General features: G+C 56.5%; 16 protein-coding genes. 10 read left to right on the top strand and 6 right to left on the bottom strand.

Going from position 1 to position 16434, the window contains the following annotated elements:
• Nucleotides 1-173 precede the first annotated feature (173 nt).
• From gabP to AC1RP7_RS00110, 5 genes are all read left to right on the top strand, one after another.
• Nucleotides 174-1571, top strand: coding sequence for a GABA permease (gabP, locus tag AC1RP7_RS00130; RefSeq protein ID WP_090455165.1), 1398 nt, complete (start codon nucleotides 174-176; stop codon nucleotides 1569-1571).
• A gap of 207 nt (nucleotides 1572-1778) precedes the next feature.
• Complete coding sequence (locus tag AC1RP7_RS00125) at nucleotides 1779-2543, top strand: SDR family NAD(P)-dependent oxidoreductase (RefSeq protein WP_090455167.1); 765 nt, start codon at nucleotides 1779-1781, stop codon at nucleotides 2541-2543.
• Nucleotides 2544-2624: 81 nt separating this feature from the next.
• On the top strand, nucleotides 2625-3857 hold the full coding sequence (eutH, locus tag AC1RP7_RS00120) for an ethanolamine utilization protein EutH (protein ID WP_218495873.1): 1233 nt from the start codon (nucleotides 2625-2627) through the stop codon (nucleotides 3855-3857).
• A 114-nt stretch (nucleotides 3858-3971) separates the two neighbouring features.
• Entirely contained in the window at nucleotides 3972-4775 is an 804-nt protein-coding gene (locus AC1RP7_RS00115) for a response regulator transcription factor (RefSeq protein ID WP_493180900.1), read from the top strand.
• Between the two features lie 42 nt (nucleotides 4776-4817).
• On the top strand, nucleotides 4818-5744 hold the full coding sequence (locus tag AC1RP7_RS00110; protein ID WP_493180901.1) for a 2-hydroxyacid dehydrogenase: 927 nt from the start codon (nucleotides 4818-4820) through the stop codon (nucleotides 5742-5744).
• A gap of 157 nt (nucleotides 5745-5901) precedes the next feature.
• On the opposite strand, the gene AC1RP7_RS00105 is transcribed toward AC1RP7_RS00110, so the two are convergent.
• Complete coding sequence (locus tag AC1RP7_RS00105; RefSeq protein WP_429520946.1) at nucleotides 5902-7224, bottom strand: DUF1329 domain-containing protein; 1323 nt, start codon at nucleotides 7222-7224, stop codon at nucleotides 5902-5904.
• Between the two features lie 330 nt (nucleotides 7225-7554).
• On the opposite strand from AC1RP7_RS00105, the gene AC1RP7_RS00100 reads away from it, so the two are divergent.
• Nucleotides 7555-7785 carry a hypothetical protein gene (locus AC1RP7_RS00100; protein ID WP_493180902.1) on the top strand — a complete coding sequence of 77 codons (231 nt, stop codon included), beginning with the start codon at nucleotides 7555-7557 and terminating at the stop codon, nucleotides 7783-7785.
• A 30-nt stretch (nucleotides 7786-7815) separates the two neighbouring features.
• Here AC1RP7_RS00100 and AC1RP7_RS00095 read toward each other — a convergent pair whose 3' ends face one another.
• Nucleotides 7816-8715: a LysR family transcriptional regulator gene (locus AC1RP7_RS00095; RefSeq protein ID WP_493180903.1), complete on the bottom strand. Its 900-nt coding sequence runs from the start codon at nucleotides 8713-8715 to the stop codon at nucleotides 7816-7818.
• 351 nt (nucleotides 8716-9066) lie between these two features.
• Between AC1RP7_RS00095 and AC1RP7_RS00090 the strand changes: the two genes are divergently transcribed.
• The 3 genes from AC1RP7_RS00090 to AC1RP7_RS00080 all read left to right on the top strand — a co-directional run bounded on the left by AC1RP7_RS00090 (nucleotide 9067) and on the right by AC1RP7_RS00080 (nucleotide 11875).
• The gene (locus AC1RP7_RS00090; RefSeq protein ID WP_218495867.1) at nucleotides 9067-10194 is read left to right on the top strand and encodes a 3-ketosteroid-9-alpha-monooxygenase, oxygenase component; all 1128 of its coding nucleotides are present in this window, start codon (nucleotides 9067-9069) and stop codon (nucleotides 10192-10194) included.
• Nucleotides 10195-10237: 43 nt separating this feature from the next.
• Nucleotides 10238-11203, top strand: coding sequence for a 3-ketosteroid-9-alpha-monooxygenase, oxygenase component (locus AC1RP7_RS00085; RefSeq protein ID WP_493180904.1), 966 nt, complete (start codon nucleotides 10238-10240; stop codon nucleotides 11201-11203).
• Between the two features lie 240 nt (nucleotides 11204-11443).
• Nucleotides 11444-11875, top strand: a complete 432-nt coding sequence (locus AC1RP7_RS00080) for a GFA family protein (RefSeq protein WP_218495859.1) — start codon at nucleotides 11444-11446, stop codon at nucleotides 11873-11875.
• Here AC1RP7_RS00080 and AC1RP7_RS00075 read toward each other — a convergent pair.
• Entirely contained in the window at nucleotides 11834-13111 is a 1278-nt protein-coding gene (locus AC1RP7_RS00075; protein ID WP_493180905.1) for an MFS transporter, read from the bottom strand. The two genes, AC1RP7_RS00080 and AC1RP7_RS00075, sit on opposite strands and share 42 nt — an antisense overlap.
• 135 nt (nucleotides 13112-13246) lie before the next feature.
• Here AC1RP7_RS00075 and AC1RP7_RS00070 point away from each other — a divergent pair, with 135 nt between their 5' ends.
• Nucleotides 13247-13705: a winged helix-turn-helix transcriptional regulator gene (locus AC1RP7_RS00070; protein ID WP_493180906.1), complete on the top strand. Its 459-nt coding sequence runs from the start codon at nucleotides 13247-13249 to the stop codon at nucleotides 13703-13705.
• A gap of 20 nt (nucleotides 13706-13725) precedes the next feature.
• Here AC1RP7_RS00070 and AC1RP7_RS00065 read toward each other — a convergent pair whose 3' ends face one another.
• The 3 genes from AC1RP7_RS00065 to AC1RP7_RS00055 form a co-directional block, all read right to left on the bottom strand.
• Nucleotides 13726-14184, bottom strand: coding sequence for a metallophosphoesterase family protein (locus tag AC1RP7_RS00065; protein WP_493181016.1), 459 nt, complete (start codon nucleotides 14182-14184; stop codon nucleotides 13726-13728).
• A 192-nt stretch (nucleotides 14185-14376) separates the two neighbouring features.
• Nucleotides 14377-15453, bottom strand: coding sequence for a threonine aldolase family protein (locus AC1RP7_RS00060; protein WP_493180907.1), 1077 nt, complete (start codon nucleotides 15451-15453; stop codon nucleotides 14377-14379).
• Between the two features lie 109 nt (nucleotides 15454-15562).
• Nucleotides 15563-16378 carry an AraC family transcriptional regulator gene (locus AC1RP7_RS00055; protein ID WP_493180908.1) on the bottom strand — a complete coding sequence of 272 codons (816 nt, stop codon included), beginning with the start codon at nucleotides 16376-16378 and terminating at the stop codon, nucleotides 15563-15565.
• Between the last annotated feature and the right edge of the window lie 56 nt (nucleotides 16379-16434).

The raw sequence follows: 16434 nt of genomic DNA, 5'->3' as shown, positions 1-16434 counted from the left end.
TGCATGACTATAAAACCCCAGATTTTTAAATCTCGTTCTTTCCAGCCTGACCCTCACGTTCCACAGCATTAGAAATACGCTGTTCCCAAAGTTCAGAGTTGATACTTGCAAACATATTTGTAAGTCATTGAATTGCGGCAGCTCGCCTCCAAAAAAATAACAAGGGCTCACTAATGTCAACTAACAGCAAACTAACAACGGATGACAATCTGGCCGCTGGCTTCAAACAGCGGCATGTCACCATGCTTTCCATTGCCGGCATCATCGGCGCGGGGCTTTTTATCGGCTCGGGCCACGCCATCGCGGCAGCCGGGCCATCAGCGATCGTCGCCTACGCCTTGGCGGGGCTGCTGGTGGTACTGGTGATGCGAATGCTCGGCGAGATGGCGGTCGCCAGTCCCGATACGGGCTCGTTTTCCACCTATGCCGACCGCGCCATCGGACCCTGGGCCGGCTTTACCATTGGTTGGTTGTATTGGTGGTTCTGGGTGTTGGTGATTCCGCTTGAAGCCATTGCCGCTGGCGTTGTGCTCAACAGCTGGTTCCCTCAGGTCGAAACATGGGTGTTCGCGGTAGGCGTAACCGCTTTGCTCACCCTGACGAACCTCTTCAGCGTCGCCAAATACGGCGAATTCGAGTTCTGGTTCGCCATGGTCAAGGTGATAGCCATCGTCTCCTTCATTGCGCTTGGAGCCTGTGCCATTGCTGGGGTTTTACCCGGTCGGGAAGTCAGCGGTGTCAGTCGTCTAGTGACTGAGTTCGGCGGCTTCATGCCCAACGGTTGGGAAGCCATCATCGGCGCGTTGCTGACCACCATGTTCAGTTTCGTCGGCACGGAAGCGGTCACTATCGCAGCGGCGGAATCGAAGGATCCGGCTAAAAATATCGCCCGGGCGACCAAGTCGGTCATCTGGCGAATCTGCATTTTCTACCTGCTCTCGATTTTTGTGATCATTTCCGTGGTGCCATGGAATGACCCGTTGCTGCCAGTGCAAGGGTCGTATCAGCGAGCGTTGGAGATCATGAATGTACCCTTCGCGAAAACCATCGTTGATATTGTGGTGTTGTTTGCCGTTGCCAGTTGCTTGAACTCCGCGATCTACATCTCCTCCCGAATGGTCTATTCGCTGAGCAAGCGTAATGAAGCGCCTGGCTTTCTACAGCGCACGTCATCGGCCGGCGTACCGCGGGGTGCCGTGATCGCCAGTACGGTAATCGGTATCGCCACAACAGCATTGAATTTCTTTGCACCGTCGCAGGTGTTCGCGTTCCTGCTCGCCAGTTCCGGTGCCATTGCCCTGCTGGTGTATCTGGTGATTGCGTTCTCACAATTGCGCATGCGAGCGAAGCTGGAAAAATCCAGTGCCCGGATCGAATTCAAGATGTGGTTGTTCCCTTGGCTGACGTGGCTGGTCATCGGTTTTATCGTTTTCGCCTTGGGCGTCATGGTCGCGATGCCCGCGCACCGTAGCGAGGTGCTTTCTACCGGGGCCTTGACGATCGTGATCATCGCATTGGGGCTGATGAATACTCGTCGTCACGCCCAAAAGACGGCCTGGTCGTCCGCTTGAGCAAAGTCGTAATTCATTAGAGATTGACCCCCCCTGATCGAGCAGCGACGGCAAGCCAGTCGCTGCTCGATATCTTTCAGTACTAAAAAACAAGTAAAAACAATAGGTTGAAGTCTTGTATATCGGTCGATATATGGACGTGTCCTGTCGCTGGCACTTAGCTTGAAATCGCAAACTTCACTTCGATTTCAATAAGGAAAACCAAAAATGGGTCGACTGGTAGGCAAAGTAGCGTTGATCAGTGGTGGGGCAGGGGGTTGTGGCCTGGCCGTTTCGGAATTGTTTGCCAGGGAGGGCGCGAAGGTCGCGATCCTGGATCTGCCAACTAGCCAGGGCGAAGCGGTCGCCGCGCGGATTAACGCGGCTGGCGGCGTAGCCTGTTTCCTGCCTGCGGATGTGTCGGTGGCCGATCAGGTCAATCGCGCTGTCAGGCAAGCCGAGGAGCGCTTTGGCGCCATTACGGTGTTGATGAACCATGCCGGGACGATTTCCGCCGGGCCGTTCCTGGAAACCAGCGAGGCCGACTGGGATCGCCTGATGAGCATCAACGTCAAGAGCATGTTCCTCGTCACCAAGGCTGTCCTGCCGGGGATGATCGAGTCGGGCGGTGGCAGCATCATCTGCACCTCTTCTATCTCCGGTGTGGTCGGTACGCCCATGGAAGTCTTGTACTGCACCACCAAAGGGGCCTGCCATATGTTCTCGCGGGCCATCTCGGTCGAGTACCGCGATCGAAACATTCGCAGCAATGCCATTTGCCCTGGGTTTATCAGTACCGCCCATGGCCAGCGCGAGCTTGATCTGCTTCGCCGGTTTGGCGTGGACGCTAGCGACGAGGCAATCGGGGCGATGCAGGGGCGTCTGTGTGAGCCCGGCGAGGTGGCATCTGCGGCTCTGTTCCTGGCCAGCGATGATTCAAGCTTCGTCAACGGCACGCATCTTTTCGTCGATAACGGATACACCGCGCTCTGAGCCGGAACACTGACCACCAATAATAAATTCGTTTGCACCTGAATTCTGCCAAACAAAAACTCTTAAATAGCAGAGGCAGCAATGGAACATATAGGTACGTATGTCATTTATATCATCATGGTGTGCGCCGTTATTGGCGGCATAGCCTCCATCGTCAATGCAGAGTCCGAACTCGGAAAGGAATTCAACGCAGGTATCCACAGCATTGGACCGATCTTCCTGCCTGTGGCAGGGATCATGGCCGCCATCCCCTTCATCTCCAGTTTCATAAGCCAGGTCCTGGCTCCGATGTTTCTCGCCATGGGCGCGGATGCGGGTATCGCCGGGCCGATATTCATTGCCTCTGATCTGGGTGGGTATCAATTGGCTCATGCCCTGTCACAAAGCCCCGAAGGCTGGATCCTGGGGCTGATAACCGGGTTCCAGTCCGGCTCGACCGTGATCTTCGTCATCCCCGTTGGCCTTGCGATGCTCAACAAGGCCGATCACAAGTACATGGCGCTGGGCATCATGGCGGGCCTGCTGAGCATTCCGATCAGCATCATCATTATTGCAATGGGCATGCAGTTTCTTGGACTGGGTGTAAGGCCGGACATTGCCACGGCGGGCGAGGCCACTCAGGCATTGCATTTCAATCTTGGCATGCTGGTTCAGAACCTGATGCCGTTGATTCTGTTCTGCGGTGCACTGGCCGCCGCATTGCGCTACTTCCCGAACCTGATGGTGCTGTTGTTCTTGAGGCTTGGTCAGGTCGTATACGGTGTCGTGACCCTGGTATTGGTGGCCTCGATCGTCGAGTACTTCACCTCGTTCTTCAGTTCGGTATTCGGCACTTGGGGTTTCGCCCCCATCATTGCCGACAAGGAAGATCAATTCCGGGCGCTCGAAATCGCAGGTTATGTCGGCATCATGTTGTGCGGTGCCTTCCCGATGGTCTACCTGATCAAGCGTTTCCTTTCAAAGCCCATAGAGAAAGTGGCCGCTGTATTGGGGCTTTCTCCTATGGGCGCGGCAGGTCTGCTCGCGGCTTCGGCGAACATACTGGCGATGTTCCGCTTGGTGGCCGACATGCCGCCCAAGGACAAAGTACTGGTGATTGCCTTTTCCGTTTGTGCAGCGTTCACCTTTGGCGACCATCTGGCTTACTCCGCCAACTTCCAGCCTTCGCTCATTCTTCCCCTGATCATCGGCAAACTCAGCGGCGGCCTGATCGGCATGATGCTTGCCTATTGGCTTGCGGTGCCCAAGGCGCTGGAACTGGGCGAGAAGGACATCAAGGAGAGTGGACTCGGCGCTGCCCCTGAGTTGACCTGAGACCTGCGGTTCCCGGGTTGAGCTCGAAGTCACGCACGATGGCCTGGCATGCTGTCGTGCGTTTACATTTGCGCCATTGGGAAGTTCCATTTTTGCAGAACAAGTGTGGTCAATATGAAAGTCAGTGACGCGAAAATGCTCTCAACCCTGATCAGTGCCGTGGGCTCGGAGCGGATGGGCGCGTCCATTGATTCAGCGCTGAGAAGTATCCTGGGCTTCGATATGAGCTGCGGCTATCTGTTCCGCTTCAATCACCCGCCCATCCTGATACACAACGGGTACAACAAGTCGGTGCCGGAGAAAACGCTGAATGCCTACATTCGAGGCGGCTACCTGCTAGACCCGTTCTATGTCGCTTGCATCAATAATCATCCAGCCGGCCTCTGGCGGATGAGGGATTTGGCACCCGACAGTTTCTTTTCTTCGGGGTTTTCAATCTCCAAGGATCTGCATCCCTGCGTGTCGTCCGAGCATGGCACGCTGATAGAAGAAATTGGCTTCATCATTCCCGTCCAGGCACGAGTCGCCATCGTTTATTCGATGATGAGGAACCTCAGGAATGGAGCCTTCCTGACCGGGGAAATGAATGCGCTGGAAACACTGGCACCGGTTATCAATTCGTTGCTGGAACTGCATTGCCGGCTCAAGCACAGCGATTTTTACATGGGCTCGGAAAGTACCGAGGCGAGATCCGAAGATGCGTTCGTTCACATCCTCCAGGGACAGCTTACGGAGACCCAGCGCTATATCGCGAAACTGATCCTGCAAGGCCATAGCAATACGTCGATTGCCGCCGTGCTGAACATATCGGAAGGCACCGTGAAGGTTCACAAGCACAATATTTACCAGCGCCTCGATATTTCCACGAACGCCGAGCTTTTTCGGCGGTTCATCAACTATCTGACGGGGCCACTCTGAAAAAACAGTGGTTGTTTCCCGATTGCGGACAAGGAGCTTTCAATGTGCATCCTGTACATGGCAGACCCGGCCGATGCGCAGAAGTGGCGTGATTGCCTGTCATCGATGGCGCCTGAACTGGAGTTCCGCGCATGGCCTGATGCAGGTAACCCGGCAGAGGTGCGTTACCTACTGGCCTGGGAACCTCTCCCCAAATTTGCTGATCAGTTTTGCAATCTTCGAGTCCTTTACGCTGCGGGGGCTGGCGTCGATCAGTTCGATCTGGCCGGTTTGGCGGCAGGGGTCTCGCTCGTCCGACTGGTTGATGATTCGATGGCCGGCATCATGGCCGAGTATGTTTTGTTTGCCGTCCTTGCCCTGCATCGAGACATCCTCGCGTATCAGCAGGATCAACGCGAAGGACGCTGGCAACCCAGGCCAATCGTGCTTGGTTCGCAGCGGCGAGTTGGCGTCATGGGGCTTGGTAATCTGGGGCGAGCTGCGCTTGGTCGTCTTCAACCATTGGGATTTCAACTCAGTGGCTGGAATCGCTCCTTGAAGGATGTTCCTGGAGGGCGTTGTTATGTCGGACCTGGGCAACTGGATGAGTTTTTAGCTCAGTGCGACATCGTTGTGAACATGTTGCCGCTGACCCCCGAAACAAAGGGCATACTCAATGCTGCAACGCTAGCTCGACTGCCTCAGGGAGCGGGGCTGATCAACGTGGGGCGTGGTGCCCACCTGGTTGAGCAAGATCTGCTTGCAGCGCTCAATGAAGGCCGCGTGGGAGGCGCAGTGCTGGACGTCCTGACACAGGAACCTGCGTCCCCGGGCAACCCTTTTTGGAAACACCCTCGAGTACTGTTGACCCCGCACATCGCGAGTGATGTGCAGATTGAAGGGGGTGTGGCAGTGATCGTCGAGAACCTTCAGAGAGAGCGAGAGGGCAGACCATTCTTGAATGAGGTTGATCGTTTCAAGGGTTATTAGAGTCCCGTTTTTCAAGGACAAACGCTACGGTTGGCCTGTTGCAATCGCTCCATATCTGCACGAAAACATTCACCCGAAGTCTCAAGCCCCCTGGTTCTTTTGAACCTGGGGGCTTTGTTATTCATCGGTCATGCATGATCGGGAGTTCGCCGCGGTCCTAACGGATACCGGCACCCGCCATGGATTCTGGCACCCACTGCGCCGTCGATAGCGGCTCGATGTAGCGGATGCCGCCATGGGGGCCCACCACGCCATTGATGTTGTAGGTGCCTTTGGACAGGTCGTAAGTCATGAAAGGGGTGGCGTCCGGGACCTGCTGGTCGTAGCTCTGGCTGAAGAACGCGAAGGAGCCGCGGTATAGCTGGCCACTGGTGTCGTACTGATCGGAGGCCACCGCGGCCCAGGTGTCTTCATCCAGGTAGAAGCGGCGCTTCTGGTAGATGTGCTTCGCCCCCGGCTTGAGGTTGCCCTCCACGACGTAGACCCGGTGCTTTTCCCAACGTACGAAGTCCGGGGAAATGAAGTCAGGCGTGGTCAGCGACTTGGCAGCGCGAGCGTAGGTGAGTTTGTAAGTGTTGTAGGGCACGATCATTTCCTGCTTGCCCACCAGCGTCCAATCGTACAGCTCGAGTGCACGGGCAGTACCGGGGTTGGGGGTGTCGTAGGCCAGGATCGAGATCTGTTTGACGCGGCGCTGGGCAGGCATGTACTGCCAGGCGCGGCCAGGGAACTCCGCCGGGTTGGTCGCGTTCTTGAGCATGATCGATTCGCCGGCTCGGCGCGCAGGTCCGGTATAGGACAGCTTCAACTGATAGTAGATGTCGGAGCTGTTGAACGGTTTCGACAGGTTCTCGTAGATCGGGAAGGAGACGAATGCCTCGCCGGTGACCGCCAGGCTCGGTACACCCGCCGTGTCGACGCTCCAGGAGTCGTACTTGGAGTGGATGTTGACGCCCTGGTAGCGCAGCAGGAAATTCCACATCGCTTCGGCGCCGGATTGCGGAATCGGGAAAGGCACCCCGGGCATCACATTGTCGATGGCGATCCCGCCGTTGAGGGACCTGGCGTTGGTGGCATTTCTAAGGCTGTTGTCCAGTACCGCCTGTGGGAGCGATGCCGTACGGTGGGTCGGATAGACGTCGACGCGAAAGGCGGGGTAGCGCTTGGCCAACGCTACAGTGGTGGCGGTCAGCATGCCTTTGTAAGCTTCGACGTTCTTGCCGTTGATCACCAGCAACGGTCTTTCGCCCGCGAAGGGGTCCGGGCGCATGCTGTCGCCGGTCTTGAAACCGGGCGGCGCAGTGGTCAGGCCACCGTTGTAGGGCGGAATGGAACCGTCGGCATTACCGGCCTTTTCGGCTCCCACCCACGTCAGGCTGGTGCCCAGCCGGGCGGCTTCCTGGCTCGATACATAGGCGCGGGCATCGATGGCCAGCGCCATGAGGGGTACGGCAGCCAGAAGACTTTTCACGAATGTCATATTGTTATTCTCCTGCCTGGCGTACCAGGCAACTCGTGACTCAGGCGCAGCAGTCGCTTACGTCGACTCATCACCAGAGACTTTTTCAGTACTGACATTAGATAGCCGCCTTATCAGGGGCGCTTTTCATTCGACGACAGCCCCTTGGCTATTGATGACAGGCCCGGGCTGTCTCGTCGGGCATTCGATGGGAGAGTGACTGTCACTTGTTTGTATTTTTCAGCGGAATCATTGGGTTACCGAATGGTCATAGCTATGTCTGAACACTGCCCGGACGAAGGTTTCGAGCAGCCATGACCCTTCCATACTTCCGACGTTTAGGACGTTCATATGAATCGCGCAGTAATCTTGATCGTGGCCATTTCCAGCGCCGTCTTGTTGGGAGGGTGCGGCCCGCACTGGGATGACGGAGAGCGGTACGGGCGATATCACGATCATGACCATCGACGTGGTTACGACCAGAGAGGGGACGATGATCGAGGTTATGACCGTGACTATGATCGCAGTGACTATGATCGCGATCACCGTCGCTACCGTGATCGCGATGACAACGACGACTGATAGGTTCAACGTCATTGAAATGCAGGGGGGCTAGTGGGGAGCTGCTGTGAATCCTGGCCCACCGCAGAGTTTGTGCCTGAGGCTGGAGAACAGAAAATCGAACATCTCTTTCTTGCAGGCATCAAGCGGAATCGCTTCGAGTGATAGAAGCCAGAGATCCGATCCTTGCCCTGTCCCCGTCATGAATCCCGGAAGTTGAACAAGCCCTGGGTCAGATTCGGCAAATGCTTGCCACATAAGCGCGACACTTTGACCCGCTTGAGTCGCCGCCTTGAGCGCAGCCCAGGAGTCTACCCAGCTACCGGTCCGGGCGTCCTCCTTGAGATTACGGGTCATCCAGCTTGCCAGCATGCAGCCGTTCATGTCTTCAGACCACCCAACCCAGGTTGAGTGCTCCGGGTCCACACTGGGCCGAGGGGGGCTCGCGGCGCCATAAACCGCGAGTGACAATCTACCCAGGCAAAGCCCTGTCAAATACTCAGGCCTTGCCCTCAAAACGCCCAGGGCAATGTCAGCTTTACGTTGGGTCAGAGCGATTCCCGGGTCACGCACGCTCGAGACTTCAACGGTGACTTCGGCATGGGTCTGTTGAAAGCGCATGATTTCGGGGAGCAAGTCGCTGCCTAGTTCTGCTGCGACGGCAACACGAACATGCCCTTCCAGTGCGCCTTGATGCTTGACGAGTGTCGTTGACAACTGCGTGACATGTTTTTCGAGTTGCTTAGCACACTTCAAGACTTTAATGCCTACTTCAGTCGGATGATAACCGGATGCCGATTGTTTGAAGAGTGGACTGCCGATGCGTTTTTCCAGTGCTTCGACACGACGACCTACGGTTGTTCGATTAACCCCCAAAGCTTTTGCGCCTCCCAAATAGGAGCCAGCTTCAACGGCGGCGAGGAAATAACGTAGATCGTCCCAGTCCAGCATTCTCGATGCTCCTTTTTGTTCTAATAGTGTTGGATCGTGCAACCCGATCATCCCCCCTCAAATACGGTTTTTACTTGTACCTGATCAATATCAAGTTGAAGGGGTGGCAAGGCTGTGCATAAAAGCACATATGAGTGCAGCGATCAACCATCTGGAAAAACCCGTAACTCAAAGTGGCCTCATGGCGCGCGCGGCGTATACCTGTATTAAAGCAACTTGGCTGCGGAGTGCGAGAATGCACTGTTGCGTGCAAATTTGATCCTTTACACCGAGTTCTCGCACTACTAGTTTTCTTCATATTCATCTGTGTAGCAGCTGGCCTTGGATGTGAACTTCAATAGGGGAAGGAAGATGGTTGATTTTGCACGGATAATCTCGAAGTTGCCCGATCGGTATGCACGTGGCTGGCATTGTTTTGGGCTCGAAAGAAATATCAAGCGGGGCGAAATAACTTCTCTTGAGGCCTTTGGGACAGAACTGGTGGCGTTCCGTGGTGAGGACGGACAGATTCGGGTTTTCGATGCTTACTGCCCGCATATGGGGGCGAATCTGGCAAACGGAACCGTCAAGGGAAATACCTTGGAATGTCCCTTTCACTCATGGCAGTGGGGTGATGGCGGTTACTGCGAAAAGATTCCTTACTGCGAAAAAATCCCGCCTAAAGCGAGAATTCGGCAGTGGGAAAGCATGGTCGAAAACGAGCTTCTGTTTATCTGGCACGATCACGAAGGTCAGGGACCGATTGTTGAACAGAAAATTCCGGCACACAGATGTTGTATTGAAGATGGCTGGTCGGACTGGGCCGTTATCAGCAAGCCCGCGAATACCAACTGCCGGGAACTGATCGACAACCTTGCCGACGTGTATCACTTTGAACCTGTCCACGGCTCACCCGTTAGTAGCTACCTTAATGTTTCGCAAGGACATACATACTGCCAGATGCTGACGGGCGGAAATCAGTTGATTGGTACGGGCGACTCACTCCGTAGTATTGCCTATTATTATGGGCCATCCTATGTAATAGCGGACATGGAAGCCGAGATGTGGGGTTATAAGCTCGAATGCATCATGATGATCGGTAACGTCCCCATTAATCATGATCGCTTCATGATGCACTTCGGGATGAAAGTGAGGGCGCTGGAATGCTTGTCTTTTTCGGAGAATCAAAAGCTCATTGCTGAATACATTGCCAACGGGCAGGAAACTTTCTTTCAGGATCTACGTATCTGGGATAACAAAAAACGCGTGGACAATCCAATTCTCTGCGGCGGTGACGGGCCGGTATATCAGTTGCGTGAATGGTATGACCAGTTTTATCTGGACCGCGAGCAAGTACCTCACAAGTCCGTCGAGAAAAGAGTGTTTGTTTCTCGCGAAAGAGAGGATACGGCGCAATGGCTTTTGGATGTTCATGGTGTCGGGCTCGATGGCCAGGCAGTGAGCCAAAGGGAGGGGGTGCTGTCTGGTTCTGACGCATAGGGTGATGCGCAAAGAAAAACAATAAAAGCCTGGAGATACAACCGTGAAAAAAGACTTTTTTTCAGAACGTTTTCCCAAAGGATGGTTTGGCGTGCTCTTTTCAAGTGAGCTTGCCGCAGGGGAAATAAAATCGTTCAAGTACTTCAATCGAGATTACGTGGCTTTTCGGGGTGAGAACGAGGAAGTAGCGATACTCGATGCGCATTGCCCTCACCTTGGAGCCCACCTTGGAGGCGGCAGTTGCGTAGGAAATACCATTCGCTGTCCCTTCCACGGGTGGCAGTTCGATCAGGAGGGAAAGTGCACTTCCATACCCTACTCGGAGCGTATTCCACCCAAGGCAAGGGAAGGCGCTCTGAAATGGCATCATGTACGCGAGCTCAACCAGATGATTCACATCTGGTTCGATCCTGAAGGTGGCGAGCCCGAGTGGGAGGTTCCACGGTCAGCCGAAATGAGCGGGGAGGAGGGCTGGACACGTTGGTACTTCAAGCGCTGGAGGATCAAGACCCAGGGTAAGGAAATCATAGAAAACCTGGTAGATACTCCGCACTTCGCCATCGTTCACCAGTCGCCCATCGACAAGATCACCGTTGAGTACGACAAGCACATCGCGCGGCAGATCTCCTTGATTGGCCATCACCCCACACTAGGCAGTCAACTGGAGACGATGGCCACCTACTTTGGACCCGGCGTGATGCACGTTGAAATGCAGGGTACCCACGAAAGCCGCCAGGTTAACTTCCATACGCCGGTCGATCACGAGAGTCTGGACCTTTGCTACGGATTGAAGCTGCGCCATGATCGTGCGATTGAGGATATTGACGCCATTGCCGAGGAATACGCCGGGTTTGCCCATAAGGCGTTCTACGAGGACGTCGAAATCTGGGAGAACAAGGTTTATCGCGAGTCTCCGCTGTTGTGTCAGGCGGACGGACAACTGTTCGAATTGAGAAAGTGGTATCGACAGTTTTTTGTTGATGCGCCACCTCAAGCCAACATTGCCTGATGGCTGGGCCCATCCATAGACAGCAATACAAGAACGCCACTCGATAGAGTGGCGTTACTTTGTCTGGGCCGGTTGCTGCACCCCATAGGGAACCCGGATACTGTCGGCATGGCCTGCGTCGGCAACGACGATTGCCAAGCCGACATGGCAATAAGGGGCCAATAAAAGGACAGCCCCCTTTTCCAGTACCAACCCACTAACCGGCAAATACGGATGAAGCATTTTTCAAGGGAGATACTCATGGCATCAGGGCAATGTCTTTGCGGGGCGGTACGTTTTTCCCTGGCGGTTGAACCCCGATTTTTCTATCGCTGCCATTGCACCCTGTGCCGCAAGCAAACCGGGGTTGGCCATAATCTTGCCACGCTGGTCAACGCTCGCGACTTCCGGTGGGAGGAAGGGCAAGGGACGATCACGGGGTGGCGCAAACCCAGCGGGTACAGAAATGACTTTTGCTCACGATGTGGCTCGACCGTGCCTAATGTTCTTCGCGAAACGCCTTACTACTGGATTCCGCTTGGACTTCTCGATGGCGAGTTGAGCATGGAGTGTGTTGGAGATTTCTGCACCGATGATGCTATGTCGTGGGATGAACAACGCTCGGCAAAAAGTCATTGCGCAGCCCCGGATTCACTGGGGTTTCTTCTGCATGAGTTGCAGGTCAATGCTTGACTCAGGCGCATGGTCGGCTTTGGGACCCGTTGACAGTTGGAAGGTGAACAACCACAGCACCAGGGCCGTCACACTGATCGAAGCGCCCAGCAAGCTGACGGCAACCCACCCCCATAGCGCATAAACCTGCGTCGCGGCGGCGGCACCCAGCGCGCTGCCCACCGAGTAAAAGCACATGTAGGCGCCGACCATGCGGCTATGGGCGTCGGGCCGTGCCGCGAAAATCAGGCTCTGGTTGGTGACGTGTACGGCCTGCACAGCGAAGTCGAGCAAGACCACTCCACAAACCAGCGCGATCAGTGACGACTGTGCAAAGGCGATGGGCAGCCAGGACAGCGTCAGGATCGCCAGCGAAATGCCGGTGACGCGTTGCCCCAAACCCTGGTCGGCCCAGCGCCCGGATCTTCTGGCCGCAAGGGCGCCGGCGACGCCCGCCAGGCCAAACAGGCCGATGACCGTGTGCGAAAGCGACAGTGGTGGGGCGCTCAACGGCAGCACCATGGATGTCCAAAGCACGGAAAAAGCGGCGAAGATCAACAAGGCCAGCAGGCCCCTGATGCGCAACACCGGTTCGGTCATGAACAGCGTGAAGAGCGAGCGGATGAGTGTCGGATAGGTGTATCGACTGCGTGGCGTCACTGCCGCAGGCAACACTTTCCAGAACACCGCTGCGAGGGTCAGCATCAATCCCGAGGAAACGAAATACACGGCGCGCCAGCCTGCCAGATCGGCGATCAGCCCGGAGGTGAAGCGCGCCAGAAGAATGCCCAGGACAATGCCACTGGTGACGGTTCCCACGGCCTGGCCACGTTGTGACGGCGTTGTCAGCGCGGCGGTGCAGGCCACCAGCACTTGAACCATCACGGCCAGCAAACCCACGGCGATCATGGCCCCCAACAGGGTCAGCCATTGCTGTGCGGCGCCGACTCCCGCCAGCGCAATCGCAGACAGCAGCATTTGCGTCAGAATCAGCCCTTTTCGGTTTAACAAGTCGCCCAGAGGGACGATGAACAGCAACCCCAGCGCGTAACCGACTTGAGTCGCCGTCACCACAAACCCGACCATTGATGGGGCAACATCAAGGCTGCGGGCCATTGAATCGAGTAAAGGTTGTGCGAAGTAGACGTTGGCGACGGCAAGCGCGCAGGTGACAGAAAATAGAAACGTGAGTTGCGCAGACAGCCCCGAAGCCTGCGCGAGGAAAGGATGGGTGGCTGAATCGGTATCTGCTTTCACGTGAGCCTCCGTGGCGCTAAACTGGTTTCAATTAGCAACTGGATTCATTGTTGTCGAATCAGGTTTCATATTGCAACCACATTGCTCAAGACCGGTCGACGGACTTGGCAGTCGTTATCCAAAAAGGTAAACACGATGGTCGTAGACCCTTCATCGCCAAGCAGCGAATGCCCGGTAGCACGAACACTGGAAGCTATCGGGGATCGGTGGTCACTCATGATCATTCGCGACGCGTTTGACGACATTCGCCGATTCAGCGAATTTCAAAAAAGCCTGGGGGTGGCCAGGAACATTCTGGCATCGCGCCTGAAGACGTTGGTTGAGGTCGGTGTATTCGACGTTCAACCGGCGTCGGATGGAAGTGCCTACAAGGAATACGTCCTGACGGAGAAAGGGCGTGAGATCTTTCCTGTGGTGGTCAGTATGAGGCAGTGGGGCGAACGGTTTCTGTTCACGGGGGACGAGACGCGTTCAGTGCTGTTGGACAATGAGTACGGCCAGTCCCTGATGTCGATTGAAGTTCGCTCCTCGAGCGGCCAAAAACTCGGACCGTCCGACTGCCACAGAGTGAGGGTGGTTGCCGGCGAGTCGTGAATCGAACGGTTGAGGGCGACTCAGTCGAGCAGCGATACCAGTCGCGGTTCGATTGACTGGTCAACCACTTCAAGCAACGCCAGGGTGACAGGCAACTTGAAGCGTCGGCGCCCGGCACTGCCGGGATTCAGGAATAGCCGTTCACCGCGCCAGTCGATGCACGGTTTGTGCGAATGACCGGTGATCACCAGCTTGATGCGGCTATCAAGATCGGCCGCCACGTCGGCGATGTCATGCAAGAGCAGCACCGTCCAGCCGTTGAACTCCAGGTGCAGACAATCGGGCAACCCCCGCGCCCAGGATGCGTCCAGGTCATTGTTGCCCCGCACCGCATCCACCGGCGCGATCGCGGCCAATTGGTCGAGGATCGCCTCGCTACCGATGTCACCCGCGTGAAGGATGCGATCACAGCCTTGCAGGGCGGCAATGGCTTCGGGGCGGAGCAAACCGTGGGTGTCGGAGATGACGCCGATTTTCATCGCGGGCGGCTCGAGATGCATTCTGCTTCCAGGCTCAAGCGGATGTCTCCTGTGCTGAGCATTGTTGAGCGAAGCAGTCAATTCAACCACATCGAAGCCGGGCCCGGGCGGTAAATGACATCGAAGGCGTAAACTCCGCTTTGGCGGCTGCTCATTGAAACCAGAGCGAGCACAGCCGCCACTTGCGATCAACTAACGTTCTTGTGGCTGGTCAGCAGCTCGCCTTACCTGGTTCAACAGGTGATCGACATCCTCGGCGGTGGTCGCGAACGAGGTGACAAAGCGAACGACATTCGGTCCCCAGCGATCATGGTAGAACCCGAAGCCGGCCTTCAGCAGCGCATCGATCATTGCCGAGTCCAGCCGGCAGAACAGGATGTTCGCCTCGGTGCCGCCGAGCACCTCGACGCCACCCAGGCCCTCAAGCCCTTGCGCCAGGCGCTGGGCGGCAGCGTTGGCCTTGCGTGCATTGCGCAGCCAGAGATCGTCGGTCAGGTACGCATCGATCTGCGCCGACAGAAAACGCATCTTGGAAGAGAGATGGCCTGCACGTTTGCGGCGGTAACTCATCTCGGTGGCAAGGGAGGTGTTGAACAGGACGATCGCTTCCGCCGCCAACACGCCGTTCTTGGTGGCACCGAACGACAGGGCATCCACGCCGGCCTTCCACGTCATCTCGGCCGGGGAGCAGCCAAGCGACACCAGGGCGTTGGCAAAACGCGATCCATCCATATGCAATCCCAGGGAAGAGGACTTGCAGATGTCACCAATGGCTGCGATTTCATCCAGGGTGTAGATGCTGCCGACTTCAGTGGCCTGAGTGATGCTGACGCAGGCGGGCTGGGTCGTGTGTACGTCGCCGACTTTTTCGCGAGTGCGCTCGCGCAATCGGACGATATCCAGCTTGGCCGCCGGGCCGTCGACGGTCATCAGCTTCGCGCCGTTGGAAAAGAACTCGGGCGCGCCGCATTCATCGTTGTTGATATGGCTGGCCGGGTGGCAGTAGATGTTGCCCCAGGGGGGTGTCATCGCACTCAGGCACAGGGCGTTGGCGGCGGTGCCGGTGGGCACGAGAAAGACCTCCACGTCGCGCTCGAAGATCTCGCAGAACTTGCGCTTGACCTGTGCCGTCAACTCGTCGGTGCCATAGGGACCCGCCTGGCCCGAGCTGTGTTTGACGAGGGCTTGTGCCACCTCCGGCGATGCACCGGCGATGTTGTCACTTGAAAAACCCAGCGCGGGCGGTCTGCTTGTTTCACCGTTCATCATCCAGTTCTCGGCTGCGCAGGCGAAGGTGTTTCGCCCGGATTGGCGCATCCTATGGAGGGGGACGGTTGTTGCGCTTGTAAAAAATTGACGCTCGCCGATGGTCGACGGCCTAAGTCCTGTAGCGCGATGGCGCGACGCCGAATGCCTGTCGAAAGGCGCGGTTGAAATGGCTTTGATCGTAGAAGCCGACGGCGTGGGCGACATCGATGATCGGTTGCGCGCTGCCAGACAGCAGGCCACACGCCCGTTCGAGACGCAGGCGAAGCAGCCATGCGTGGGGCGTCATGCCGATGGTCCGCTTGAACTGCTTGAGAAACGGGAAACGCCCCAGCCCACATAGTCCGGCGAGATCATCGAGGGTGATTCGCTCATCGATGTGGCTGAAACAATAGTCGCTGACGCGAGACCATTGCAGGGGTGATAGCGAGCCGGTAATCGTTTCGGGCTTGATTGCCCGTGACTGGCTCAACAGCTGTTCAAGGAGGGTGAACCATTGCGTCTGCACCGCGAGGCTGCCGGGGCCAACGGCCTGCTGCATCGCTTCGTGCAAACCGCGCAGGTTGCCGGCAAGCCCCGTGTCTTCGAGCAACACACCGGCCAATTCAAGCTCTTTCGGTTGACCGCTGATCTCCTCGGCCAGGCTCGCGACCAGCGCCTGGGATAGACGGAATGTCTTGAGCGTATAAGCGCCGCCGTCTTCGGATACACCGTCGTGGATTTCACCCGGCGGCATCAGGGCAACACTTCCCGGCCCCAAAAGAAACGACTCGCCTTTCGCTCGATGACGCTGGATGCCTTCGGTGACAAAACCAATGTGGAAATCGAGGTGGTAATGGCGATCGAAGCCGACATCCGCAAAACGTGCGGACCCCAGCACCAGGCCTGGTACTTCGGACACGTGATGGTACTTGGCTTGCTCAGTCATGAAACCCGTTCAACAATCGGCGAGGAGGGCGAGAGGCTCGAAGTTTAAGTGCGCAA

The organism is Pseudomonas sp. GW822-FHT01E03, assembly GCF_058802985.1.
The sequence above is the reverse complement of the archived record's forward strand: the minus strand, read 5'-3'. Positions and strand labels throughout refer to the sequence as shown.